At 58.8% G+C, this 21,322-nt stretch carries 19 protein-coding genes; 6 read left to right on the top strand and 13 right to left on the bottom strand.

The genetic code is table 11. The annotated features are described in order from the left end of the window. Positions 1 to 668: 5-dehydro-4-deoxy-D-glucuronate isomerase (gene kduI, locus C934_RS0118250; RefSeq protein ID WP_026371897.1), on the bottom strand; the 668-nt coding region annotated here is incomplete at its 3' end. Between the two features lie 232 nt (positions 669 to 900). On the opposite strand from kduI, the gene C934_RS0118245 reads away from it, so the two are divergent. Further along, complete coding sequence (locus C934_RS0118245; RefSeq protein WP_018858090.1) at positions 901 to 1,668, top strand: FadR/GntR family transcriptional regulator; 768 nt, start codon at positions 901 to 903, stop codon at positions 1,666 to 1,668. 80 nt (positions 1,669 to 1,748) lie between these two features. On the opposite strand, the gene C934_RS0118240 is transcribed toward C934_RS0118245, so the two are convergent. From C934_RS0118240 to C934_RS0118230, 3 genes are read right to left on the bottom strand one after another with little or no spacing between them, the layout of a single operon-like run. Continuing rightward, positions 1,749 to 3,185, bottom strand: a complete 1,437-nt coding sequence (locus C934_RS0118240; RefSeq protein ID WP_018858089.1) for a family 16 glycosylhydrolase — start codon at positions 3,183 to 3,185, stop codon at positions 1,749 to 1,751. Between the two features lie 57 nt (positions 3,186 to 3,242). Then, positions 3,243 to 4,547, bottom strand: a complete 1,305-nt coding sequence (locus C934_RS0118235) for an HlyD family type I secretion periplasmic adaptor subunit (RefSeq protein WP_018858088.1) — start codon at positions 4,545 to 4,547, stop codon at positions 3,243 to 3,245. Next, positions 4,544 to 6,295 (bottom strand): type I secretion system permease/ATPase, encoded by a 1,752-nt coding sequence (locus C934_RS0118230; RefSeq protein WP_018858087.1) that lies wholly within the window; start codon positions 6,293 to 6,295, stop codon positions 4,544 to 4,546. The genes C934_RS0118235 and C934_RS0118230 overlap by 4 nt, the downstream gene beginning before the upstream one ends. 656 nt (positions 6,296 to 6,951) lie before the next feature. Here C934_RS0118230 and C934_RS0118225 point away from each other — a divergent pair. The 3 genes from C934_RS0118225 (at position 6,952) to C934_RS0118180 (ending at position 11,378) form a co-directional block, all read left to right on the top strand. Next, on the top strand, positions 6,952 to 7,539 hold the full coding sequence (locus tag C934_RS0118225; protein WP_018858086.1) for a L,D-transpeptidase: 588 nt from the start codon (positions 6,952 to 6,954) through the stop codon (positions 7,537 to 7,539). A 2,424-nt stretch (positions 7,540 to 9,963) separates the two neighbouring features. Further along, complete coding sequence (locus C934_RS0118195) at positions 9,964 to 10,182, top strand: DUF982 domain-containing protein (RefSeq protein WP_018858081.1); 219 nt, start codon at positions 9,964 to 9,966, stop codon at positions 10,180 to 10,182. Positions 10,183 to 11,123: 941 nt separating this feature from the next. Further along, on the top strand, positions 11,124 to 11,378 hold the full coding sequence (locus C934_RS0118180) for a hypothetical protein (protein ID WP_018858080.1): 255 nt from the start codon (positions 11,124 to 11,126) through the stop codon (positions 11,376 to 11,378). A 184-nt stretch (positions 11,379 to 11,562) separates the two neighbouring features. Here C934_RS0118180 and C934_RS33785 read toward each other — a convergent pair whose 3' ends face one another. The 4 genes from C934_RS33785 to C934_RS35205 form a co-directional block, all read right to left on the bottom strand. After that, positions 11,563 to 11,895 carry a hypothetical protein gene (locus tag C934_RS33785; RefSeq protein ID WP_083929875.1) on the bottom strand — a complete coding sequence of 111 codons (333 nt, stop codon included), beginning with the start codon at positions 11,893 to 11,895 and terminating at the stop codon, positions 11,563 to 11,565. 392 nt (positions 11,896 to 12,287) lie between these two features. Continuing rightward, on the bottom strand, positions 12,288 to 12,479 hold the full coding sequence (locus C934_RS0118165) for a hypothetical protein (protein ID WP_018858077.1): 192 nt from the start codon (positions 12,477 to 12,479) through the stop codon (positions 12,288 to 12,290). A 50-nt stretch (positions 12,480 to 12,529) separates the two neighbouring features. Further along, the gene (locus C934_RS0118160; RefSeq protein WP_018858076.1) at positions 12,530 to 12,796 is read right to left on the bottom strand and encodes a DUF1488 domain-containing protein; all 267 of its coding nucleotides are present in this window, start codon (positions 12,794 to 12,796) and stop codon (positions 12,530 to 12,532) included. Positions 12,797 to 12,905: 109 nt separating this feature from the next. Continuing rightward, positions 12,906 to 13,052, bottom strand: coding sequence for a hypothetical protein (locus C934_RS35205; protein WP_018858075.1), 147 nt, complete (start codon positions 13,050 to 13,052; stop codon positions 12,906 to 12,908). A gap of 838 nt (positions 13,053 to 13,890) precedes the next feature. Here C934_RS35205 and C934_RS0118150 point away from each other — a divergent pair. Further along, the gene (locus C934_RS0118150; protein WP_018858074.1) at positions 13,891 to 14,115 is read left to right on the top strand and encodes a hypothetical protein; all 225 of its coding nucleotides are present in this window, start codon (positions 13,891 to 13,893) and stop codon (positions 14,113 to 14,115) included. Positions 14,116 to 15,493: 1,378 nt separating this feature from the next. Further along, positions 15,494 to 15,775: a GlsB/YeaQ/YmgE family stress response membrane protein gene (locus C934_RS0118140; protein WP_018858072.1), complete on the top strand. Its 282-nt coding sequence runs from the start codon at positions 15,494 to 15,496 to the stop codon at positions 15,773 to 15,775. A gap of 694 nt (positions 15,776 to 16,469) precedes the next feature. On the opposite strand, the gene C934_RS0118130 is transcribed toward C934_RS0118140, so the two are convergent. From C934_RS0118130 to C934_RS0118110, 5 genes are all read right to left on the bottom strand, one after another. Beyond that, entirely contained in the window at positions 16,470 to 17,384 is a 915-nt protein-coding gene (locus C934_RS0118130; RefSeq protein WP_018858070.1) for a TIM barrel protein, read from the bottom strand. Between the two features lie 92 nt (positions 17,385 to 17,476). Next, entirely contained in the window at positions 17,477 to 18,355 is an 879-nt protein-coding gene (locus tag C934_RS0118125; RefSeq protein ID WP_018858069.1) for an ABC transporter permease, read from the bottom strand. A 10-nt stretch (positions 18,356 to 18,365) separates the two neighbouring features. Next, the gene (locus C934_RS0118120; protein ID WP_018858068.1) at positions 18,366 to 19,292 is read right to left on the bottom strand and encodes an ABC transporter permease; all 927 of its coding nucleotides are present in this window, start codon (positions 19,290 to 19,292) and stop codon (positions 18,366 to 18,368) included. A gap of 11 nt (positions 19,293 to 19,303) precedes the next feature. Then, a complete protein-coding gene (locus C934_RS0118115) occupies positions 19,304 to 20,287 on the bottom strand; it encodes an ABC transporter ATP-binding protein (protein WP_018858067.1) in 984 nt (327 codons plus the stop codon). Continuing rightward, positions 20,284 to 21,300, bottom strand: a complete 1,017-nt coding sequence (locus C934_RS0118110; protein ID WP_018858066.1) for an ABC transporter ATP-binding protein — start codon at positions 21,298 to 21,300, stop codon at positions 20,284 to 20,286. The genes C934_RS0118115 and C934_RS0118110 overlap by 4 nt, the downstream gene beginning before the upstream one ends. Positions 21,301 to 21,322 lie beyond the last annotated feature (22 nt).

Raw genomic sequence — 21,322 nt, 5'->3', positions numbered from 1 at the left:
CCCATCAGATGCACGACGCGGGCCTTTTCCGGCAGATCGAAATAGAGATAGGCCTCCATCCGCCGGTCATGCACGTGGCAGGGCATGGTGTTCCACACCGAGCCTTCGGCAAGCGTCGTCATGCCGACGACGAGCTGACAGGTTCTGACACCGTCCGGATGGATGAACTGGAAGATCGAACGCTCGTTGCTCGTTGCCTGAGCGCCGAGATCGACGCGCTTGGCATCTGAAATGCCGATATGCTTTGCAGGGTGACGAACATGCGCGGGGGCGCTCAGCAGGTAGAATTTTGCCGGCTGTTCGGCCGATACGGACCGGAATGTCACCGAAGCCCCCATGCCGGCATAGACCATGTCGCGGGTACCGGCCTGAAACTCTTCGCCATCGACGCTGACGATGCCGGCACCACCAATATTGACAGCGATCAGCTCGCGCCGGGCCAGAAGCGTGTCGGTCCCGGCAGGCTTGATCGTTTCCAGTGAAAGCGGCGCGGAAGTCGGCATGGCACCACCGACGATCATCCGGTCGTAATTGGTGTAGTGAAGCTGGATGCGCTCCGCCACGAAGAGTGGCGGCAGCAAGAAGTTTTCGCGAAGCTCGGTGGTCCCAAATCCCGCTGCGGCCCGCGGATCAATCGCATAGCGGTTGGTGTAGTCAGTGTGAGTCACGTTGCCTCCCATGTCCTTCCAAGTCATCATACATATTGATCATACTTGAGCAACCGCAATCGCTTCATTCGGATCAACTACCGATGGCATTTTATAGTCAAATCTCTGAATTATAAGACATTATCATCAATTGCCTCGAATTCCGCAATTTTGTATGACAACATCCACAATTGTTGTCTTAATGCAGCACTGGCTGTATGCTCGGACATCATTTGCAGAGGCGAAAACACCCTTGAACGCAATTCCTCCACCGGTCGATGGTGGTCCATCACGACGACAGAAGCTCTCTGAACGGATCGCCAACTCCCTCCGCCAGGATTTCCTTTCAGGCCAGATCTCCGTCGGACAGAAGTTGCCGACGGAGGCTCAACTCGCTGAATCCTTCGACGTTAGCAGGACCGTCATTCGCGAGGCGATCGCGGCTCTCTCGGCCGATGGGTTGCTGGAAACGCGACAAGGGGCAGGCATCTTCGTGATTGGTCACCAGTCGTCCGCTCCGATCATAAGACAGGACCGATCAAGCAACATATCGCACGCCCTGAACGTGCTTGAAGTTCGCATCGCGCTTGAAGCTGAAGGTGCGGCGCTGGCCGCCACCCGCAGAAACGCCTCGCAGGAGGCGCAGATTCAGGAGAGCTTTTTCGAGTTCGATCGGCTCCTGCAGCTTGGCATGCCCACCGGCCAGGCCGACTTTGCATTCCACCGATCGATCGCCGAGGCAACCAACAACCCTTTTTATGTTGAAGTCCTCGACGCCCTCGGGGCGCGAACCATCCCTTGTGACGTCACCTCTCCTTACGCCACCGAAGAGGTTCTCTCGGTCAGCTACCAGGCCGGATTGCAGCGGGAACATCTTGCCATCCTCAATGCAATTTCTGCAGGCGACGCTACCGGTGCGCGCGACGCCATGCGCGCTCATCTGTCTGCAAGCCAGGAGCGATATCGCGAACGCCTGCGGGATCGGCGCACGCGATATCAAAGCATCATCGAAGCAAGCTAACGGATAACGATGCTCAACGGGCTTGGGATGACGGGCGCCATCATGACCCTCCGACCTCATCCCGCTTGGCTTTCACCTCGTCAGATGTGCCAATCGTTGCTCGCAGTGGCTTCGGTGGCAGCGTGCAATGGGCTGTCCGCGAGGGTATAGGCCCTGATATAGTCGATGTGCATTTCCGATCCGTTCGGCAGACCGTTGGACGGCGCTCCAGCCGTACCGCCGACAGCGAGGTTGACCAGCATGTACATGGGATCGTGCATGTCTTCGGGTGTATCCGTCTGCGCGACTGCGACGTCATCGAAGTACCAGGTGATGTGATCCTCGTCCCAGAGAACGCCGTAGTTGTGGAAGCCTTCAGTACTTGCCACCTTGACTGGAAAGGACGTCATCGTATGTGCGCCGCCATGGTCGCTATGGACTGTGGCATTGACAACGTTCGGCTCCTGACCGCGCATCTCGACGACGTCGAGTTCTGGTGGCCAGGAGCCGTCCTCCGGGAGGAGCCAGAAGGCCGGCCAGACGCCCTGTTCCGTCGGCATATCGGCACGAATTTCGAAATAGCCATAGGTCTGGGCAAAGGACGAATGGGTGTTCAGGAGACCAGATGTGTAGTCGTAGCCGTCAATCTGCGCCTGAACCGCCTGCGAGGCGGGTTCTGCCGAAATCGTCAATACGCCGTTGCTCACAGAGAATGGATTTGCCGCTGCGGTCGGTGCGTAGGACGGGTTGATGTACCACTGCAGCTCACCGTTCCCGGTCAACGGGCTGCCGCGGTCCGGCGCCCACCAGAACTTGGCATCCCACGTGCCCTGGTCGCCACTGCGCAGGGACAGGTTGTTGAATTCGTCATCGAAGCTCAGCGCGAGCTTCGAGCGGTCGAGCGTCAGTTGAAACTGGCTCGCCTGCAGATCCGACACCTCGGTATTGGCAAAGACGAGGCTCTCACCGCCACCGAGATCCAGCCGCAGATTGGCGCCCTCCTGCGTCGTATGAGCCAGCACCTGCTCGAAGGACGAAAGCCCATAGCTGTTCAGGCGCACCGTATCGTCGCTGCTGAAATCGACGATCAGATCACTCCCGTGGCCCTTGGTGACGAGGAATGTATCGGCTCCGCCTCCGCCGATCAGCACGTCGTTGCCTGCACCGCCGTCGATCGTCTGGCTTCCCGAGGCTCCAGAGATGATGTTGTCCTGGGAGTTGCCGAAAGCATAGCGCCCGGCGCCCGTCACAGTCAGGTTCTCGAAATTCTCAGGGAGCGTATAGCTCATCCAGGTGTTGATGGTGTCGGTTCCTCCGCCAGGCTCCTCCGCAGCACGATTGATGGCGGAATAGAGATAGTAGATGTCATCGCCGGTTCCGCCGTGCATGGTCACGTTGACGGAACTGTCACCCCATATGGAGTCGTTGCCGGATGTGCCATTCAGCACGGGGCCGGAACCGGTTGCGGAGAACCATGCGGTCGAGGCGCCACTGTAGAACAGCGGTTGGCCGACAGCATTTTGTATAGATTTTGCCATTATCAACTCCTTCGGGTTTTCATGCTTCTCATGGCCTCCCTCCTCCGATGGCTGTCGTCACTCCTCCCGAAATGCACGGACCAACTGGTCCGTAAACGGCTTTGCGAGATAACCGAGCGCCGTGCGCTCGCCCGTCTCGATGAAGGCTTCGACGGGCATTCCGGCAACCGGTGCCAGCTTGCCAAGCCTTTGCCATTCGCTCTCGGGCACCGCGACCCGAAGCGTGTAGTAGGATTGGCCGGAATGCGTGTCCGTTGTCAGGTCAGCGGAGACAGATGCAACGCGTCCCTGCAATTCCGGTGTAGTCCTGTAGCTGAACGCGGAGAACCGCAGGCTGACCTCCTTGCCGACTGCGACCTGGTCGACGTCCTGTGGCGACAACTTCAGCTCGGGCGTGAGCATGTCGTGATCGGGCACGATCTGCATGACGGCCTCGCCTGGCGTGATCACGGCACCGCGCGCATGGACAGCAAGTTGATGGACGATGCCGTCTTGCGGCGCCTTTATGTCGACGTGTCGTAGCTCGTCCTCTATCGCAACGCGCCGCTCGGCGTATTCGCCGCTGTCGCCCTCCGCCTGCCTCAGCTGTTCGGAGACTTCGCTTCTGTGATCGTCACCCACCTGGATAATCTGCAGCTCCGTTTCGGCGATCTTTCCCTTGATTTCCGCGGTCGAGGCAACGAGGCTGCCGAGTTCTCCCGTCAAATCGGCCGCATCACGTTGCAGGGTGTAGACGCGGGTTGCGGGAATAACCCCCTGCCGAAGCAGCGGCTCCAGGCTTGCAAGCTCCTTGCCAATGATGCCGATGGCGCGACGCTTGCCCTCCTGCTGGGCCGACAGTCCTTCAGCCTGCTGGTCGAGCTGGCGGACGCGCTCGCGCAGTTGCGCCGTCCTTCCGCTGAGCGATGCGCGACGGTCATCAAACAGCCGCTGTTCGGAGCTCATGAGGCCGGCAGCCTGAGTGCCGTCAGCATCTGTGACCAATGCGGGAAAGAGGATGGCGTCCCCACCGTTGCGTTCCGTCGAAAGCCTGGCTGATCGCGCTGCAAGCTCTCGCAGCCGCCGCGATACGATCGCAAGATTTGCTTTCGTCTGGGTGTCGTCGAGGTGAACGAGTATCTGGCCAGCCGTGACGCGATCACCGTTGTGGACGAAGACCTGTCCCACAGTGCCGCCCTTCTGGTGCTGCACCGGCTTCACATAGCTGTCGACGACCAGTGTCCCCTGGGCAATCACCGCGCCGTTTATACGAATCGCCGAGGCAAGCCCGCCAAGAACCCCGACGAGCAGGGCAGCTGTCGCAAGGGCAAGCAGCGTAAGTCGGCGGATTGCCCGTTCCGTCGATGTCACAGCCCCGGTCATAACGACAACTCCCCGCCGGCGCGAAGCAGTCGGACAAAGGAACCGGTGGCAGCGACTGACTTTGGTCCCGTCTTGAGAACATCGTTCTTCGGGCCGAACGCTTTGCCCCGACCGCCCTCGAGAACCAGCACCTTGTCGACCGCGGAAAGCGCGCTCGCCCGGTGAGCGATGATCAACACCACCCCTTGCCGCGACCGAACGGACTCGATTGCCTGCGAGAGTGCCAGCTCGCCCTGAACATCGAGATTGGAATTCGGCTCGTCGAGCACAACGAGGAACGGATCCGCATAGAGGGCCCTTGCCAACCCGATGCGTTGCCGCTGGCCCGCCGACAGGGTTCTGCCCTGCTCGCCGATCCGCGTATCGAAGCCATCGGCAAAGCTCACGATCATATCGTAGACACCCGCGGCCCTGGCGGCCGCGATGATCAACTCCGAAGAGGCCTCCGGATCGAACCGGGCAATGTTGTCGGCGATGGTTCCCTCGAACAGCGACACGTCCTGCGGCAGGTAACCGATGTTGCGGCCGAGTGCTTCCGCCGTCCATTGTGACAGCGACGCTCCGTCCAGCCTGATATCCCCGGCAAGGGCCGGCCAAAGGCCGACGATGCCCCGCGCCAGCGAAGACTTGCCCGAGGCGCTCGGACCGACGATGCCAACTGCCTCACCGGCTTGGACCTCGAAGGACAGCCCGCGAATGATTGGCATCTTCGAGCCCGGAGCCGCCAGATGAAGGTTCTCCACTGCCAGTGATTGTCGCGGCGCCGGCAGCGCGACGTCATGAAGTCGCCCGTCGGAGAGCTGGACCTCGCGGTCGAGGCGCGACCATGCCTGGCGGGCAGCCGCAAATCCTCGCCAGTGCGCGATGGCAAGCTCGATCGGGGCGAGCGCGCGGCTCACGAGAATGGAGCTCGCAATCATGATGCCGCCAGTTGCTTCCTGTCGAATGACGAGTATGGCGCCCACGGCCAGCACGGCGGACTGCAGCAACATGCGCGCGGAGCGCGACAGGGTTGAAAGCGAGTTGACGAAAGTGGCCGTGCGCAAGTGACTGTCGAGGTGGCGCCGGTTGACTTCGGCCCAGCGCGCCGAGAGCGTCCCACCAAAGCCCATTGCGACGACCGCTTCCGAATTGCGCCTCGCGGTTTCGGCGAAAGCCATTCGCTCAGAAAGGATGGTGGCCGTCTCCCTCGTCGGACCGCGTGACTTCAGCTCCGCAAGCAGCGCCAGCCCCGTCAAGAGAAGCGCGCCAGCCACGGCCGTGAGGCCAATCCAGTGGTGAAACAGGAAGCAGAGGGCGAGGTAGAAGGGCATCCAGGGCAGATCGAACAACGCTCCCGGGCCCGGGCCGGACAGAAATCCACGCACTGTATCGATATCGCGGATCGTCTGCAGACCGTCTCCCGGCGCCGGCTTGCGCGATGCCGACAGCGCAACTGAGAGGAAGGCCCGCCCTGAGAACCGCTCATCCACCGCCCGTCCGATCTGCCCGAGAAGCAGGGATCGCGTGAGATCCAGAAGCCATTGGAACGCAAAGAGGGACACAACGATGATGACCAGACCGACGAGGGTCGGCAGGCTGCGGCTGGGAATGACGCGGTCATAGACCTGGAGCATGAAGAACGAGCCACTGAGCGCCAGGATGTTGACGAGGCAACTGGTTACACCAAGCCCCAGAGCGCCAACACGCAACGACGAGAAGAGCCCAAGGAAGGGTCGCGGCTGCGAGAGGGATCCGGTTTCAGACAAATGGACTCCTTGTGGTCGTAGCGCAGACACACCATGCCGAGGCTTCGGTGGCCGAGAAATCGAGATCGCTTGCCTAGACTGAGGCAAAAGAGACCGAATGACGACCGCAAACAGCGGCGTCTCTTCATTCCGCGCTAAGTCGCCAAATCAGGCGTTAAGCGCGAAGTCGTGTTCCAGTCACTTCGTCGAATGACTGTCTTCTTTCGAACCGCGGCAGCGCGATTGCTGAGCGATTCGGCAGTACTTGTGAGGGCATTTTGTGACTTATATAAGATCCCGGTTGCAATTCGTGTCCGGATTTGCGTTTCCAGCGGGGGGTTCGAAGGCTCCGCAAGTCTCACCGGGTACGATCCACGTTCAAATGATCTGCGCTGTGCATCTGACGGGTGGTAGCAAGTGCGGGCACCCAATCGATCGGACAAATCGAGCGGCACCAGAGCAAGTATCGCTCTGTAGTCTCAAAGCCCTCGACTGAGAAAATCTCGCTGCGGCGCGTGCATATGGCCCGAGACCCCTGGCGAGAGGCGAACCGGTATTCCGTCCACCCCCACCGGATGCAAGCATCGACGTCGCGTGTAGCGTCGGAACATCAGCCGCCACAATGGCGCCACAGATTTTCGCGGTTATTTTGGATCAAAAACAGCGGATAGCGGACAATGAAGTTCCTGGTTCTATTTGCAGCAGTGCTTTTGTTTGCGACCTTTCAGGCCGAGGCGCAGATTTACGGTCCGTATGACGGCTACGGTGACTATGGCGACTACGGCTACTATGATCCGTATGGTCCATATGGACCGCCGCCCGACTATGGCGAGCCGGTGCCGCAGCGCCAACCCCGAACGGGAAGGGGCGGGACAATCGTCATCGCCACACGCGAGCACACGCTTGTCTATACGACGCCTCAAGGTGAACAGCTCGCCTATCCGATTGCAGTCGGGCGCCAGGGAAAACGATGGTACGGCACAACGCATGTCACGTCGAAGCGCAAATATCCCGAATGGCGACCGACGGCCAGCATGCGCCAGAAGAATCCGAGACTGCCAATGGTCGTGCGCCCCGGCCCTTCCAATCCGCTCGGTACACGGGCCATTTATCTTGCGGACGGCCTGCTGCGCATCCATGGCACCAATGATCCGTCCTCGATCGGCACGAATGCGTCAAGCGGTTGCTTTCGCATGTACCGCGAGGACGTCGAGGAGCTCTACGAGATGGTCCGCCCGGGAACACGCGTGATCGTCCGGCGGTGATATAATAATCGCCCAGTTCGGGTGTCGGTCACACAAAACCTTTTCAAGGGTCCACGTCTGGCGTTTGGACGCGCCGCTTGCCAACACACTGCACCCTGGGACTCAGCACATTGGTCGGTTGATTCGATGGAACGGCGGCACCAGATCGCTTCTGAGCCTCGCGCTCCTTCAAGTTGTCATTACTGACGTGTTGGCCCATATCATCCCCGAGACTCGTCAGTATTCCGAGAACGTGCATTTTTCCACTGGCTAATATTATGGGTTGCTTGTAAAATCCCGGTGTCTGCCTCCCATGGAGCGACAGGAGGTTCTGCGGTCGGCTGGACCCCTTCCCGGAACCTCCCCCTCCGCACACTCCAGGGTTCGTCAACGGCGTATGCAAGGGGCACCGTCTCGTCCTGGGGCAGATACGACGACCACCGTTTGGTTGCCGGACTGGCTCACCGACACCATCTGATCAACGTTGATATAGAGCGGCTTACCGACAAGGTCGGGGCAGGGCCGGAGGAAGTGGCAGACGCCGTTTTCGGATGGATCGAGCAGTACTATGACCTCGGTCTCTCAAACGCGGGAAACCTGCGGAGTACTCTGGACCCGGATACTCTCCGGCTCGTTACTATGCTCTGCAAGTGGCGTTTCCCGCTGCAGCGACATTGATTGGTCTGGAGATCAGGCGTCTGTTTCTGCGCGTCCGGCCACAGCAATAAGACGGCGCGTTCCGGCACTCCTGTAGCGAGCCGAACGGTACAGCCGCAATCGACCTTCACCCGCCGCCCTCAGCTATCTATGCTATTTCAGCCGGTTAGCGGCCTTGTCACAAGCATCACGGTCAGATCCATGCATTTTGATGATGCGCTGTGCATCGGACGTGGCGATGCCGTGCTTCTCTGCAAACGTTGCAACGTGGTATGGTTCACGCCCCGAGAACCCCGGATCGGCTTTGCCGCGTCGCTGTCTTTGGTTTGACACTACGGTCTCCTTATTGCGTGGGCGTAGAACAGGCGACTGTATTTCGCCTCTGCATACCTTACTTCTTCTTCAAGCCGCCTTGGCTATCCTTGACCTGAGAACCTAGAGTGGGCGGGGCGCTTTTGGGGGCAGCCTTGTCCTTTTTGGGCTTCCTAACTTCCTTGTTGCTTCGTACCTGACCCTTGGCCATTTGCGTAGTCTCCTCGTGAAAACAGACCTAGCTATCATTGGCCGGTGAATAGCAAGAGATATCGGGAGTGGAGGGCGGATTTGCCGGAACCATATTTCTGTACTTCGGCAGGCTGCTTTGACTATGAGAGTTCAAGGGGCGGCCCTTGAATTCTTCGAAGCGGCCCATGTCTTGGACGAGGAACGATGCCAACCCGTAGTGCCGGTCGTTGTTTCCATCAAAGCCATCGAAGGTCAGTGCAATGGGGTATCTGCGGCCAACGAGGTTGCCATGTTCGACGCCAGCGGCCTGAGCGTAAACGGTTCTCCCGTCGTGGGGTCGACCTAAGCGACGAAATCGGGGAACTACACCGCGGTTCTCGCGGACAACGGCGCTACGCGGATGAAGAAAATCGTCAATGGTGTCGAGTAATGAAATGACCCCGGAGGAAGAGGCGGAATTCATCGCCTCGGGGCCCGTCATGGAGCGGAAAGTAGAAAGCTTCCGCTGGGCAGTTCAAGCTTCAGTTTCTAGCCGCCGCCTCCTGGAGGAAGTCGACGCGTGGAGCGCTTCGCAATCCAAGGCAGTTCAGATCGCCTATGCGTATTCCGGATCGTTCGTCCGGACTGAGCCCATGATGGCAGCGGGTTTGGCTACCATGGGCCTCACGGAGAAGCAGATCGACGCGCGTTCTTCACGGCAGCTGCGGCGCTTTGAGACATGTGGGGGAGAGGCGCACTGGCCTTGTTTGGGGTTCCGCATGGCAGTGCGCCTCTCTGCTTGCGGGTGACTTTGCAAGCCATACGAAAATATCGCTCGACGATGAACGTGCGACGCCTCGTTCGCATTAGTACGACTAAATAATTTGGGGGAGTTAAGGGGTCCGCAGGGGTTCGCGGACCCCCGAGCATTGTTACAGAGGCCGAATATGGGCCACGCCCATAAGAGCACAACCAACCATCCATCGCACGTACTGCAATAGTGGTATCAAAACCTACCGCTAGTAGAAAACTCTAGCGGGATAGGCGTTGCGGCCGACCGAGAGTCGAGTGCGGCCTTCCGGATCTTGCGGCTAGCTCTTGATGCAGCCTTCTTGACCTCTCGGCACGCCTCCTTCGCCAACTGTCTTCCTTGTACGGGTTGAAGGCTCGATTGAGGGTCTGCATGTTCGAATCTTGATATCCTTCAGCTTGTCGACGATTGAACTAAGGTGGCCGCTACCCATCTATCGGGAGGCGGAGCGGATGCCCGATACCGCCGATACCCCTCATGATTGGAGAGCGGCCATGTTGGTACACCGATGGGAAAAGCCCCTTGTGCTGGGAGACAGCCGCATTCGCATTGTCGTCGGCTCCGCAGAGGAGGCATTGACATGGCTCATCCATGAGCCGAACCAGGACACTGCCAAATGGCAACGAGCATGGAAAGCGTGCCGGGCCGTCGTAGAGGGCCGGATGAACGCTGAAGACGCCAAGTCCGCCGTTAGGCTCGCTGCTGTGCACTGAGTCATTCGCGCTCCTGCTTCTGGTCAAATCCGAATATCCTTCAGCTGGTCCATGATGGACTTCCGGCCGAGACGAGCCTCGGACCGCGCCTCTTCCCGCTGAGCGTTGTAATTTCCTTGATCAAAGCGAACGAACCCCTGCGAACTGTCGCGGACACCAATTCGGTCGACACCTCTTCCGCAACATCCGATTGCTTTAATTCAATTATTTTGATTTTGTCGCCAGTGTCACAACCGCTCATTGATCGTCTCGCAGCTAGCGGAAACATCCCTCCTCCATCATCAGTTCTCCTAATTGCAGCGCCCACACACACGCTACATGGACCAACGCATCGCCTAAAGCTGGTCCGGAGCAGACCCGGCGCCCGCCCCCAGCACGCCGAGCTTGTGCTATGAATGTATCCGGCGCGCTTTAACCGCGACAAAACAACCCGGCCATTGATCGTGACGAGCACGCACCCCACATGCGAGGCGCAATCGATGTCAACTCTCGTGATCCCAAATGCCTATCTTTGAAAATACTGCGCGGATAAACTGTGCAGACACCTCTGGACGCCGCCTCGTTATTATCGAACAACGAAAATTTCCGTCATCTCCGCCGAACGGGAAGCCTCAAGCGCCCATCATCGACTACATGACTGAGGACGGCCAAGTCGCTAATAAGATCGACGACGACAACTTTCTCCTGCTCCTAACAGACGAAGTCTTCCATCGGACGTAGGCCAGCATGGGAACTTTCCTCCATGCCGCTAGTTCATAGGATGCAGCGCTAGAAGTACGCTGTGGTAGGATTCGCCCGCCGGCGGATCCGCTCTCAAGGCCCGACGTCGACGTCTGTCCCGTCGGGCTTTTTCTATTCTTATGCTGATTGAGCAAAACCGTATTAATCAACCAGAACGTGATATCCAGAACGCGTGGTGTTAACTTTGAGGGGAATTCGCAATGGCCGTAGAGCGTGAGCATGAGACCGTTCGACCTGCGCAGCCATGGGCTCCCAATTGGCGACATACTATTCAAGCTGAAATCATCGAAGGTGGCCTGTCTGCCGCTCAAGCCAAGCTCGACACCGGCGATTTTGATCCTGCAAACCAATATGTCGAGGTATCGGTGCCGCTATGGGGGAGGATTCAAATCCCGGTAGACGCCAATCGGAAGCTGATGTGGAGTGATGCAGGCGTGCTATGGTCCTGTCGCTGATCGCAGCCCGGAGTTTGTGTGTAAGGGCTCCGGCGCCGGCCATAAGAGCTGCAATTGTGATCCTATTGTTGCCGTGGCCGAAACGGGTGAATACTAGAGCAAGAAGGACCATCCCTGGGGCTCAATCTTTTGCGCGCAGCGCATAGGAAACCCGCCGGCATTCGCGCCCGACGGGTTTCGATAGCTAGAAATTAAAATACACGCCCACACCGGATCTGCGATGGTAGGGGTAGTAGTCGCGATAGCCGTATCGCGGATACCCGTTGTTATACCGCGGATAGCCGTAGTACCGTGGACGGTAGCAAGAGCCGTAATACCGGCAATCGCGATAGGCGTACCCCCGGTTCTTATAGTGGCCATACGCATATCCATTTCCATGGCCGCGGTGTTTGACCTGCTCGACGTCAGTGGCGTGCATAGGTACTGCGTTTGGCACAACGATCGGCGCAGCGTCAACCGGAAGGGTGAAAGACACAGCCAGGACCACGGCTGCGAGTGCGGGCAAGAGCTTCTTCATCATCGGAACATCCTTTCAGGCTGCTAGTCTGGGTTAATGGGCATTAACCTCCGATGAACGGCTGCACGTTGAACTCCGGCTGGTTTCTTATGCCGGCGCTGGGAACAGATGGTGAGATGAACTTGACGCGGCGAGCGCTCAACGCCATTTCATCTCCGCGCTCGGGCGGGTGCGTACCCCAACCTATCGGCATGCGGCTGCGGGCAACCTCTTCAATGAGAGGCGCTATGCGCATGGCCTATTACCCGTCCGATTTCACCGGGCATGAACTCCGGTACTCCTGCACGAAATGCCAACGCAGCGGATCTATGCAGGCGGACGCCCCCGCCCACTATGGCAACAAGGCGCTGTCGGATCTTCGCTATGACTTAGCAAGGCTCGCGGCCATTGCCTCAGTCCTTGAGTGTCTTGGCCGCCGTAGCGGCCTCTTGCTGAAGGCGCATGGCCTTTAGCTGCGCGGTCTTCTCATTCCTCGCTCTGACGACGGGGTCGATTTTCGGGTCAGTGCGAGAAAGAAATTGTGTCTGGGTCAACCCGAATTCGGCTTCCGCGCGTTCTCGGGTTTTGCTCATCCGTTCATTCATTACTGGATTCCTACGGTTGGGAAGTTACGAAACCACTGTCCTTCCGGCTGCTATTTAAAGTCCGCCAGCGTAAGAACGATCAGGTTTTTTGGTTTTGACGTGTATATGCGCTCCGCCACCCCAAGAATTCTAACTCGAAGCCTGTCAAATGCCGCGAGACAGTCGCGTTCCGACGTCGCCATCTCGCACGGTCCATTTGCCAATACGTCGATATCGACGAAGAAGCGAATTTCGAACATACCATCGTGGCCGAGGAAGCGAACCCGCCTCGTGGACCCGTCATAGCTTCTGGCTCGGTTGGGAAACACAATTGCCATGGAAGACCTCCCAATCTCCTGGTCGCGAAACAGGCACCTCGATGAGGTGCCAACAACTACTTCAGACCCGAGGCTGCTGCATGCTGCCCGCATTTTTAAAGCCTTGCGCCTACCAGAAGACACCCTTGAACGTGACATACACAATGAACGCGAGGCTTATTGCTGGTGTCGATTTGACGAGAAAGTCCACGTAGCGAAACCGTAGAGCGGCTCGCACGAGATTGTCCTTGGAGAAGATAATAGAGGCGGAAGACATGCCGTCCTCCTTTGTTGGGGCTGGAACGCTTTCAGCGCCCGCACCCGGCAGCGCCCGTGTTAGAAGCTGCCGATGAGTTGTAGGTGGTGTGCCAACAGAACGATTGCAATGCCTATCTACATTATTAATCGGCAGAACGAAGGGGCACCTTTGATCATGCTGCGCTCCTTCGGCAATATCTCTAGCCTTTGATGATAGGCGGGGCGTGAGTCGAATTGACTCGCTATCGTCTTGCTTATGTGAGCAAGTGCTTGTTGCCCGGTCGTAGTTCTGTTCCTGGGATCGACCTCTGAGCTTTTTGGAGTCCGCCTTGCACCCCTTGGCGGACTCCTTCTGCGTATGGTGCCGCCTATTCGGCCTTTTGGGCCAGCCACTGCTCTTTACTCATTCCGTGCCGTCGAGCTGATTGATGGCGAATGACAAGCCACACTCCCCGCCTCATGCGCTGCAAGTGTGGGCGCGCGATTGACGGTGAGGCATCTCTCGCCGGACTGACTAATGGGCGGAAGGTTCCTAACCGCGAAGATGCGGCCCGGCGCCTACCCCCTCGCGCCGGGCCGCAAAGTCAGCGGTGTTGTCTAGGCTAACCGCTCAGCCCAGCGTTAACTTACCAGCTAAGGCTGATCGCCCACAGGTATATAAAATAAGGCATCCCGGGACTTTGGCCTGACTTATCTGTTCGAGCCCGCCGGAGGCTCCGCCAGCTTCCGCTCGCAAATCATTATCGAGGAGATTGAAGAGCCGGTGGTGGATTGAGATTCAAATCGAAGGGTCTTGAATCTCGAAAATCGACAAACCATTTCGTTTTCCGTCCACTTCAACAAGGAGGAAAACTGAAATGACCCGGAGATTTCATCGGCACGACGAGCCGTTGACGTCGGAGGATTTATCGAAATGCCAGGCTGCCCTTGAGCGGTACTGTCGTCAGAACCACCTGGAAGCTGCGTCCGAGGAAGGCCAGCGAGCGGCCGCTATCATCATCGAACTCTATCAGCAAGGCATACACGACGAGCGGCAGTTGAAGCTGCTGGTAGACACTGCGCGCGGCTATAGTGCGCGTTGATGGAGTCGAAAAGCGCTGCCTAATGTCATGGAGAAGCGGAACAAGGCGCTCCAACACACGTTCCCCGGACAGATCGCGCCAGATCACCCCTTCTCTGACGCGACCTTTCCATCGAAGAACTTGCCCCGCCGGCAACACCGCGGGGCTCTTTTATGGCAACAGCTAAAATGGTCAGTTGCCTCGAGGACAGAAATCGCGATCAGGGTCCAGCACCGCTTTAGACGTGTAGGTGGACTCGGGTGCGGAACAAGGATCGAAGACGTTCGTTTACATCGCATGGAACGGCTTCCCGTCTTCGCCGCTCCTTTTCAAACTGTTGTATAAGAGCCTCGCTTGGTTGCACCCCGGCGGGGCTCTTATTTTTTGTCCGCGCGAATGGATCCCATTGTTGAGGTGCTGAAAACGGCGGCTTGTCTTTTCCCTGCCGTTTCCTTTCATATCGAGTCGAACTCCTGACCCCGCTTGTGCCGAGGCGGGGTCTTTTCCGAAGGCTTAGACCGGCGGGATTGCGACCGTGTGGCCAAGGATTGAAACCGCCACCAACATTACGCAAACCAGTCCGATAAAGGCCGTCACGCCGAGAGCGATGAAATGCTTCTGGTTCATCGTTTGAAGATGGGAAGCGTCAGGGCATCCGGCCAGTGTGGCTTCCCGTCACGCACGGCCACCCCTAGTGATTGTGAGCCCTGATGTTCCTTCGAGACATTCACCGGCGTGTATTTTGTCGCTGACTAATATTATTGGTTGGTGTAATGTTGCTGTGTCTGCCTCCCATGAAGAGACAGGGAGGTTCTGTGGTTGGCTTGGCTCGACGCAAGAAACACGATCATGTTACGCGTATCGCTTCTGGTCATTGGTCTGAGCATTGCAGCATCGCTTTCAGCGTGCACGACTCCTGCGAAGCCCGTTGATCGTAACAGTAATGCTACGCTCGCCACGAAACATTCAAATAACAGGAACAAGGACGCTAGGCGTGTTCAAGGCGTAAGCGACTGCAAGTCCAAGCCCAATTATTCAGGGATGCTCCGCACACTTTGCTATTGACGACTCTACCTCTCAGAAAAAACCCCGCTGAAGGAAGCGGGGAGTTTGTTTTGATCCCCGGCAGTCGCGGTTGCGGGGCAATAGAGCATTGGGGCTTCGCTGGGAGAAAGTTACGCGAGGCCCGACCCAAAACGGGTAGGGCTCGGTTTCGTTCCGACGTCCGATCATCCCGTGGATGGGAAACGGGCGATATCCTGACGAGCCCAAGGGTCTCGGAGCGCCGAGTACGACGGCCACACGGCAACGCTGGCCACGAATCGCGAGCAACATTTCCTTCGGGTTCTGCTAATAATTCATCCCTGGCGCAGTCTGGATGCAATCGGAGACAGCATTTATGACCGAAGGAGAGATTGGCTGGCTTACTGCGATCATCGTGGGCTTCTTCGCAGGGTGGATGGCGGACCATTTTATGCATACCCATCTGCCCTTTGGATGGGCAGTTATTGGAATGTCGGGGGCATTTATTCTAAACGCCATAGCCGAGAGAGCGGGCTATCATTGGGGCGGCTGGGTGACGTTCCTGCTGCTCGGCTTCTTCGGCGCATGCCTGCTGTTGATCCCGGTTCGCATCTATATCGTCCGCACGCGTGTTCCCCGACCGCCAGACGACTGGTAACTGTGCTATCGCTTGATCTGTCAGGTAGGAGGACACAGCAATGATCGCTCGGAGAGACTTCACATTCGAAGAATGGAGCTGCCTCTTGAATCTCTATCGCCACGAAACAGTTGACATCCCGAACGATCGGCTCCGCAGCTTCCAAGAAGCAGGCGTCACAGAGGAAGTGGTAGACGGAATCAGCCTCAGTCCGGCGGGTAAGCAATTGGTCTCGCATGAGCTTCTTCTAGAGCGTCGGAACCGGCTCCAGCGATGACTACTTCCAGACAGCAAAAAAACGGCCTCCCCGGCTAAGGAGAGGCGGCTGGTCAGAAGTAGTCAGCTCCACTTCGCAATAATGAAAAGCGCAAGATAAACAACGGCCATGATAACACAGGGCAGTTTCGGTCTGAGCATCTGCCACCTTTGGAAGCATCAGCTGAATATCCGCGGGATGTTAACGACTACCTTAAAAATAAAAAGCCCGCCACCGGTTAGGCAGCGGGGCTGTGGCGAATGCTCGGGCGCTCCTTAGCGCTGATCCGATCTCAAGGATTGGGTCGCCAAGTAAATGATGTAGGCGTAAGGCGTTGGTCGCCCCTGCTCCCAACCTTGATGAGTGGAAACCGGAACACGCAGAAGCCGAGCACCTGCGTCTGTGAAATGCGATGCTTACTGCGCCAGTCAATGTAGGTAATCTCTAATGACACGGCCGTTATTCCACAGCTGCGGCAGTCCGGCTGCTATTCAACGCAATGAGACCCTTTGCGCGCTCAAGCGACGCGCTCTGCTCGTTGCGATAGCGGGCGCCGATTTCCATCATCAGAACGGTGCCGGGCAGGAACTCAAGCTCGCTGAAGATGTCCTCCCAATCAATGTCACCCCAGCCAAGCGGCATGTGCAGGTCGCCGATGCCGAGCGCGGTCGATTCCTGAAGATGATAGGGCTTGTAGAAGGCCTGCGGACGACCGAAGGAATCATGGACGTGCAGGTGGCCGGCAACGGGCGCCATGGCGCGGATCTGTTCGCGGAAGTTCAGGCCGCGATAGGTCGCCTCTATATAGGCATGGCTGAAGTCGATCAGCGCCACGAGGTTCGGATGGCCGACCGCCTTGACGGTCTCGGCAACCTCGGCCGGCGTCTGCCGGTACTGGCCCGGTTCCGTGGTGAAGATGTTTTCGAAGGCGATGCGCACGTCGTAGCGTTTGGCATGTTCAGCCAGCTCGAACAGAGCCTCGCGTTCGCGCTGATCAGCCGTGGCGCGCTCGAACAGCTGGTCGGCGCGCAAGTGGCCGCCATGCTTTACGATCACCCTTGCACCGATCCGATCGCAGACCTCGACAAGCGCCTTGGCGGCATCGATCTGATAGCGTGCGGTTGCCGGATCCATGAAGTTGGACGATACGAGCCCATGGACCGTGTAGCGGAATGGAAACTGGGCGGTCAGTGCGGCCAGGCGTTCTGCGCGATCCTTGACGACGCGGCCACCGGCGATCAGGTCGATGGTCGTCAGGCCGAGTTCGACGGTCTCCACACCGAGGCCAGCAAGGCGGCGCAGATCGGCTTCGAGGCTGTCGAGTTCTCCGTCGGTGGAGCCGGAATTGAAGCCGGTCGAGATGATATTGCTCATGGGCATGTCCTTTGTTGAGGGTGCGTGAACTGCGGCGGTGTCGCCGCAGAATGGAGAGGTCTGGCTTGCGACACGTGAGCCCTTAGTCCGCCTCAGCTGACGGTCGGGTCCAGCTTGTCGCGAAGCCAGTCGCCGGCAAGCGAGATCGAAAGCGTCGTCAGCATGATGACCGTGGCTGGTGCCAACATGATCCAGGGGGCACGCGTCAGGTATTCCCGTCCGAAGCCGACCATGTTGCCAAGACTGGTCTCAGGCGGCTGGACCCCCAGCCCGAGGAACGACAGGCCGCTTTCCATCAGGATGATCTCCGGAAAGGTCAGCGTCATCGAGACGATGAGGGTCGAAGCGACATTGGGCAGGATGTGGCGGAAATAGACCCGCGTCGGGGTCGCGCCGAGCTGCACAACTGCCGCCGCATAGCCCTGCGCGCCAGCGGCAATGGCCAGGCCGCGAGCAATGCGGGCATAACGCTCCCAGCCATAGAAGCCCATGAGGCAAACCAAGAGCACCATGGATGAGCCGAAAAAGGCGAGCACGGCAAGCGACATGATCAGGAAAGGCAAGGCCGCCTGGAAATCCGCCAGCACGAGCACGACGTGCTCGACTGCGCCGCGAAAACGGGCAGCGGCGAAGCCGAGAAGCGTGCCAAAGACTGCTGATAGAAGCGTCGCGCCAAAGGCGATGACCAACGAGAGGCGGATCGACTGGATCAGGCGCGAGAGAACGTCGCGACCAAGCTCGTCTGTGCCAAGCCAATGTTTGGTGGAACCCGGTGCGGAAAGCCGGCTGGTGAGGTCCATGGCGGTAATATTGTAGGGCCGCATGTGGTCGGCGAAGGCAGCAACCACCACCATTGTGAGAAGCCACAGAATGCCAAGGAAAACGAGCGGCGGTACGGTTTGCAGCAGCCGCGACGTCCTGCCATTTGCGATTCGGACGGTCCGCGCCTCACCAAGTTCGACATTAGCCATGCTTCTTTCCTCAATGTCCTGTGTGAGAGCGCAACCGCGGATCGAGCCAGCCATAGAGCAGATCGACAACAAGATTGGAGACGACCATCGTGGCTGCGATGATCAGGAGAATGCATTGAACGACCGCAAGATCTCGATTGCTGACAGACACGACTAGCAAACGACCGATGCCCGGCCAGGAGAAGATCGACTCCACGACAACGGCACCCGCGATCAGCGATCCGACCATGAAGCCGACGATGGTAACGATCGGGACGGCGGCATTGGGCAGCGCGTGGCTCCAGACGACATCGCTCCACTTCAACCCCTTGGCGGACGCCGTCCGGATATAGGGTTGCCCCATCACCTCGATCATCGCGCTGCGCGAAAAGCGGGCAAGGATGCCGATCCCCCCAATGCTCATCGTGATCGTCGGCAGGATGCCGTGCATCCACGTGTCCTGACCGCCGGATGGCAGAAGCCCGAGCATGACGGAGAAAATCAGAACCAGCACGAGCCCCGTCACGAAGGAGGGAATTGTGAAGCCAAGGATCGCCAGAAGGATGACCCCACGATCGGCAAAACTCTGCCGATGCAGCGCGGCGTAGACGCCCGCTGGAATGCCGATCACAAGTTTCAGGATCAACGCCGGCACCGTCAGTTGCAGGGTGGCCGGAACGCGCTCCATGACGAGACGCAGCGCTGACGCCTTATCGCGCATCGACACGCCAAAATCGCCGGTGAATATCGATTTGAGATAAGCGATATACTGGATCCAGAGCGGCTGATCGAGACCCCACGCCTTTCTGAAGGCGTCGACGGAATCCTGCGGCACATCGGGTCCCAGCATGACCTGCGCCGGATCGCCCGACATGCGCAAGACGACGAAGGCAAACGTCACGACAGCGAGGATCGTGATCAGCGCCCGGAACAACCGCACGAGAACGAAGCGGATCATCTGAGCCTTCCCTATGCTGCAATCCGGGCGTCTTCGCCCGCTGTCACGTGGCACGCCACTGTCCGCTCGTGCCCGACGGTCTTCAGCCGAGGCGCGTCGATACGGCAGAGATCGCGCGCCAGCGGGCAGCGCGGATGAAAGGCGCAGCCTGACGGTCGATTTGCCGGATTGGGCGGCTCGCCCTGAAGGATCGTGCGTCCTTGCAGCGGGATGCCTGCACGCGGTACGCTCGATACCAGTGCACGCGTGTAGGGATGCATCGGCGAGTGGAAGATCACGTCAGCCGATGCCTCTTCGACGACACGGCCGAGATACATGACGGCAACCTTATCGGCCATGTTGCGCACCACCTTGAGGTCATGGCTGATGAATACCATTGCGATGCCGTGCTGCTGCTGGAGATCGCGAAGCATATTGATGATCTGGGCCTGGATGGAGACGTCGAGTGCCGAAACCGGTTCGTCGCACACCAGAAGCTTCGGGCGGGAAGCGATTGCGCGCGCGATCACTGCGCGCTGGCGTTGGCCACCTGACAATTCGTGCGGGAAACGTGTGGCCTGATCCGGCCGAAGGCCAACCGCGTTCATCAGTTCCGCAACCCGTGCGGCGCGATGTTCCCTTGGGATCAGCCGGTGGATTTCCAGCGGTTCGGACAGCTGCGTTGCGATCGTCAGGCGTCGGTCGAGGGCTGCGAGCGGATCCTGGTAGACAAGTTGCATCTTTGCCCGCAGCTTGCGCCACTCCGGGGTTCTGCTTTTCGGCATTGGCTTGCCATCGAACACGACCACGCCTTCCTGTGCGGCGTCGATCCCGAGCAGCATGCGTCCGAGCGTCGACTTTCCCGAGCCAGACTCTCCGACGATGCCAAGGGTCTCGCCGGGCATGACGGCAAGCGAGATACCGTCGACGGCGCGCACCGGTGTCGGGCGACCAAACAGTCCACGGCGGACATGGTAGATGCGAACGAGGTCGCGGACTTCGATCAACGGCGTCAATGCATCATCCCCTCTGCGATGCGGTCTCTCGTCTCGGCGGCAATCGCCGCTGGCGGGACCGGCCGAGCACATGCGAGCTGGCGTCCACGGCCGATCGAAACAAGCTGTGGCAACTCGTGATTGCATGCCTCGACAGCGCGAGGACAGCGCGGCGAAAAGGAGCATCCTTTGGGCAGGTTCCGTGGATCCGGTACAGTCCCTGCAATCGGGATCAAACGTTGCCGCGGACCATCGATACCTGGAATGGCGTCGAAGAGACCGCGGGTATAAGGATGGCGTGGCTCAGCGAAAAGCTCGTCCACCATCCCTTCCTCGACAATGCGCCCGGCATACATGACGCAGACTCGCTCGCAAACCTGCGACACCGCGCCGAGGTCGTGACTGATGAAAACGGTCGCCATGCCCGTCTCGGTCCTGAGAGAGGTCAACAGGTCCAGGATCTGCGCCTGGATTGTCGCGTCGAGCGCTGTCGTCGGCTCGTCGGCGATCAGCAGATCCGGCTCGCCGGCAAGGGCCATCGCAATCATCAGCCGCTGGCACTGTCCGCCTGAGAATTCATGCGGATAAAGGTCAAAACGGCGCCGCACATCCGGGATGCCGACCATATCCATGAGCCGCCATGCTTCAGTCTTTGCCGCCTCGCCGCGAAGGCCGCGATGAATGAGAAGCGCCTCGGTGATCTGGCGCCCGATCTTCAGAACCGGATTGAGAGAGCTTGACGGGTCCTGGAAAATCATCGCGACGCGTCCGCCTCGGACTTGCTCCAGCGCGGAACGAGGTGCCGCGAGCAATTCCTGCCCGTCGATCTTGACCGATCCCATGACGCTCGCCTTGCCGGGCAACAGACCGAGCGCCGCAAGCCATGTCACCGACTTGCCGCAGCCCGATTCACCGACCAGGCCGATGGCCTCGCCTTTTGCAATGTCGAGATCGATCCCATGCAGTACCTGCACGCTATCGAAAGCGACTTTCAGCCCGCGCATTTCCACGAGCTTGGCGGCAGCTGTGCTCATCGGCTCACCCTTCCTGTCGGCG

Source organism: Rhizobium sp. 42MFCr.1 (genome assembly GCF_000377185.1).
GTDB lineage: Bacteria > Pseudomonadota > Alphaproteobacteria > Rhizobiales > Rhizobiaceae > Rhizobium > Rhizobium altiplani.
This window is presented reverse-complemented; position numbering and strand designations above follow the sequence as displayed.

What these genes read in the sequence shown, in the direction of transcription:
- C934_RS0118240 (WP_018858089.1), bottom strand. Translation starts at nt 3,185, where the DNA reads ATGGCAAAATCTATACAAAATGCTGTCGGCCAACCGCTGTTCTACAGT.
- C934_RS0118235 (WP_018858088.1), bottom strand. Translation starts at nt 4,547, where the DNA reads ATGACCGGGGCTGTGACATCGACGGAACGGGCAATCCGCCGACTTACG.
- C934_RS0118225 (WP_018858086.1), top strand. Translation starts at nt 6,952, where the DNA reads ATGAAGTTCCTGGTTCTATTTGCAGCAGTGCTTTTGTTTGCGACCTTT.
- C934_RS0118195 (WP_018858081.1), top strand. Translation starts at nt 9,964, where the DNA reads ATGTTGGTACACCGATGGGAAAAGCCCCTTGTGCTGGGAGACAGCCGC.
- C934_RS0118180 (WP_018858080.1), top strand. Translation starts at nt 11,124, where the DNA reads ATGGCCGTAGAGCGTGAGCATGAGACCGTTCGACCTGCGCAGCCATGG.
- C934_RS33785 (WP_083929875.1), bottom strand. Translation starts at nt 11,895, where the DNA reads ATGAAGAAGCTCTTGCCCGCACTCGCAGCCGTGGTCCTGGCTGTGTCT.
- C934_RS0118165 (WP_018858077.1), bottom strand. Translation starts at nt 12,479, where the DNA reads ATGAATGAACGGATGAGCAAAACCCGAGAACGCGCGGAAGCCGAATTC.
- C934_RS0118160 (WP_018858076.1), bottom strand. Translation starts at nt 12,796, where the DNA reads ATGGCAATTGTGTTTCCCAACCGAGCCAGAAGCTATGACGGGTCCACG.
- C934_RS35205 (WP_018858075.1), bottom strand. Translation starts at nt 13,052, where the DNA reads ATGTCTTCCGCCTCTATTATCTTCTCCAAGGACAATCTCGTGCGAGCC.
- C934_RS0118150 (WP_018858074.1), top strand. Translation starts at nt 13,891, where the DNA reads ATGACCCGGAGATTTCATCGGCACGACGAGCCGTTGACGTCGGAGGAT.
- C934_RS0118140 (WP_018858072.1), top strand. Translation starts at nt 15,494, where the DNA reads ATGACCGAAGGAGAGATTGGCTGGCTTACTGCGATCATCGTGGGCTTC.
- C934_RS0118130 (WP_018858070.1), bottom strand. Translation starts at nt 17,384, where the DNA reads ATGAGCAATATCATCTCGACCGGCTTCAATTCCGGCTCCACCGACGGA.
- C934_RS0118125 (WP_018858069.1), bottom strand. Translation starts at nt 18,355, where the DNA reads ATGGCTAATGTCGAACTTGGTGAGGCGCGGACCGTCCGAATCGCAAAT.
- C934_RS0118120 (WP_018858068.1), bottom strand. Translation starts at nt 19,292, where the DNA reads ATGATCCGCTTCGTTCTCGTGCGGTTGTTCCGGGCGCTGATCACGATC.
- C934_RS0118110 (WP_018858066.1), bottom strand. Translation starts at nt 21,300, where the DNA reads ATGAGCACAGCTGCCGCCAAGCTCGTGGAAATGCGCGGGCTGAAAGTC.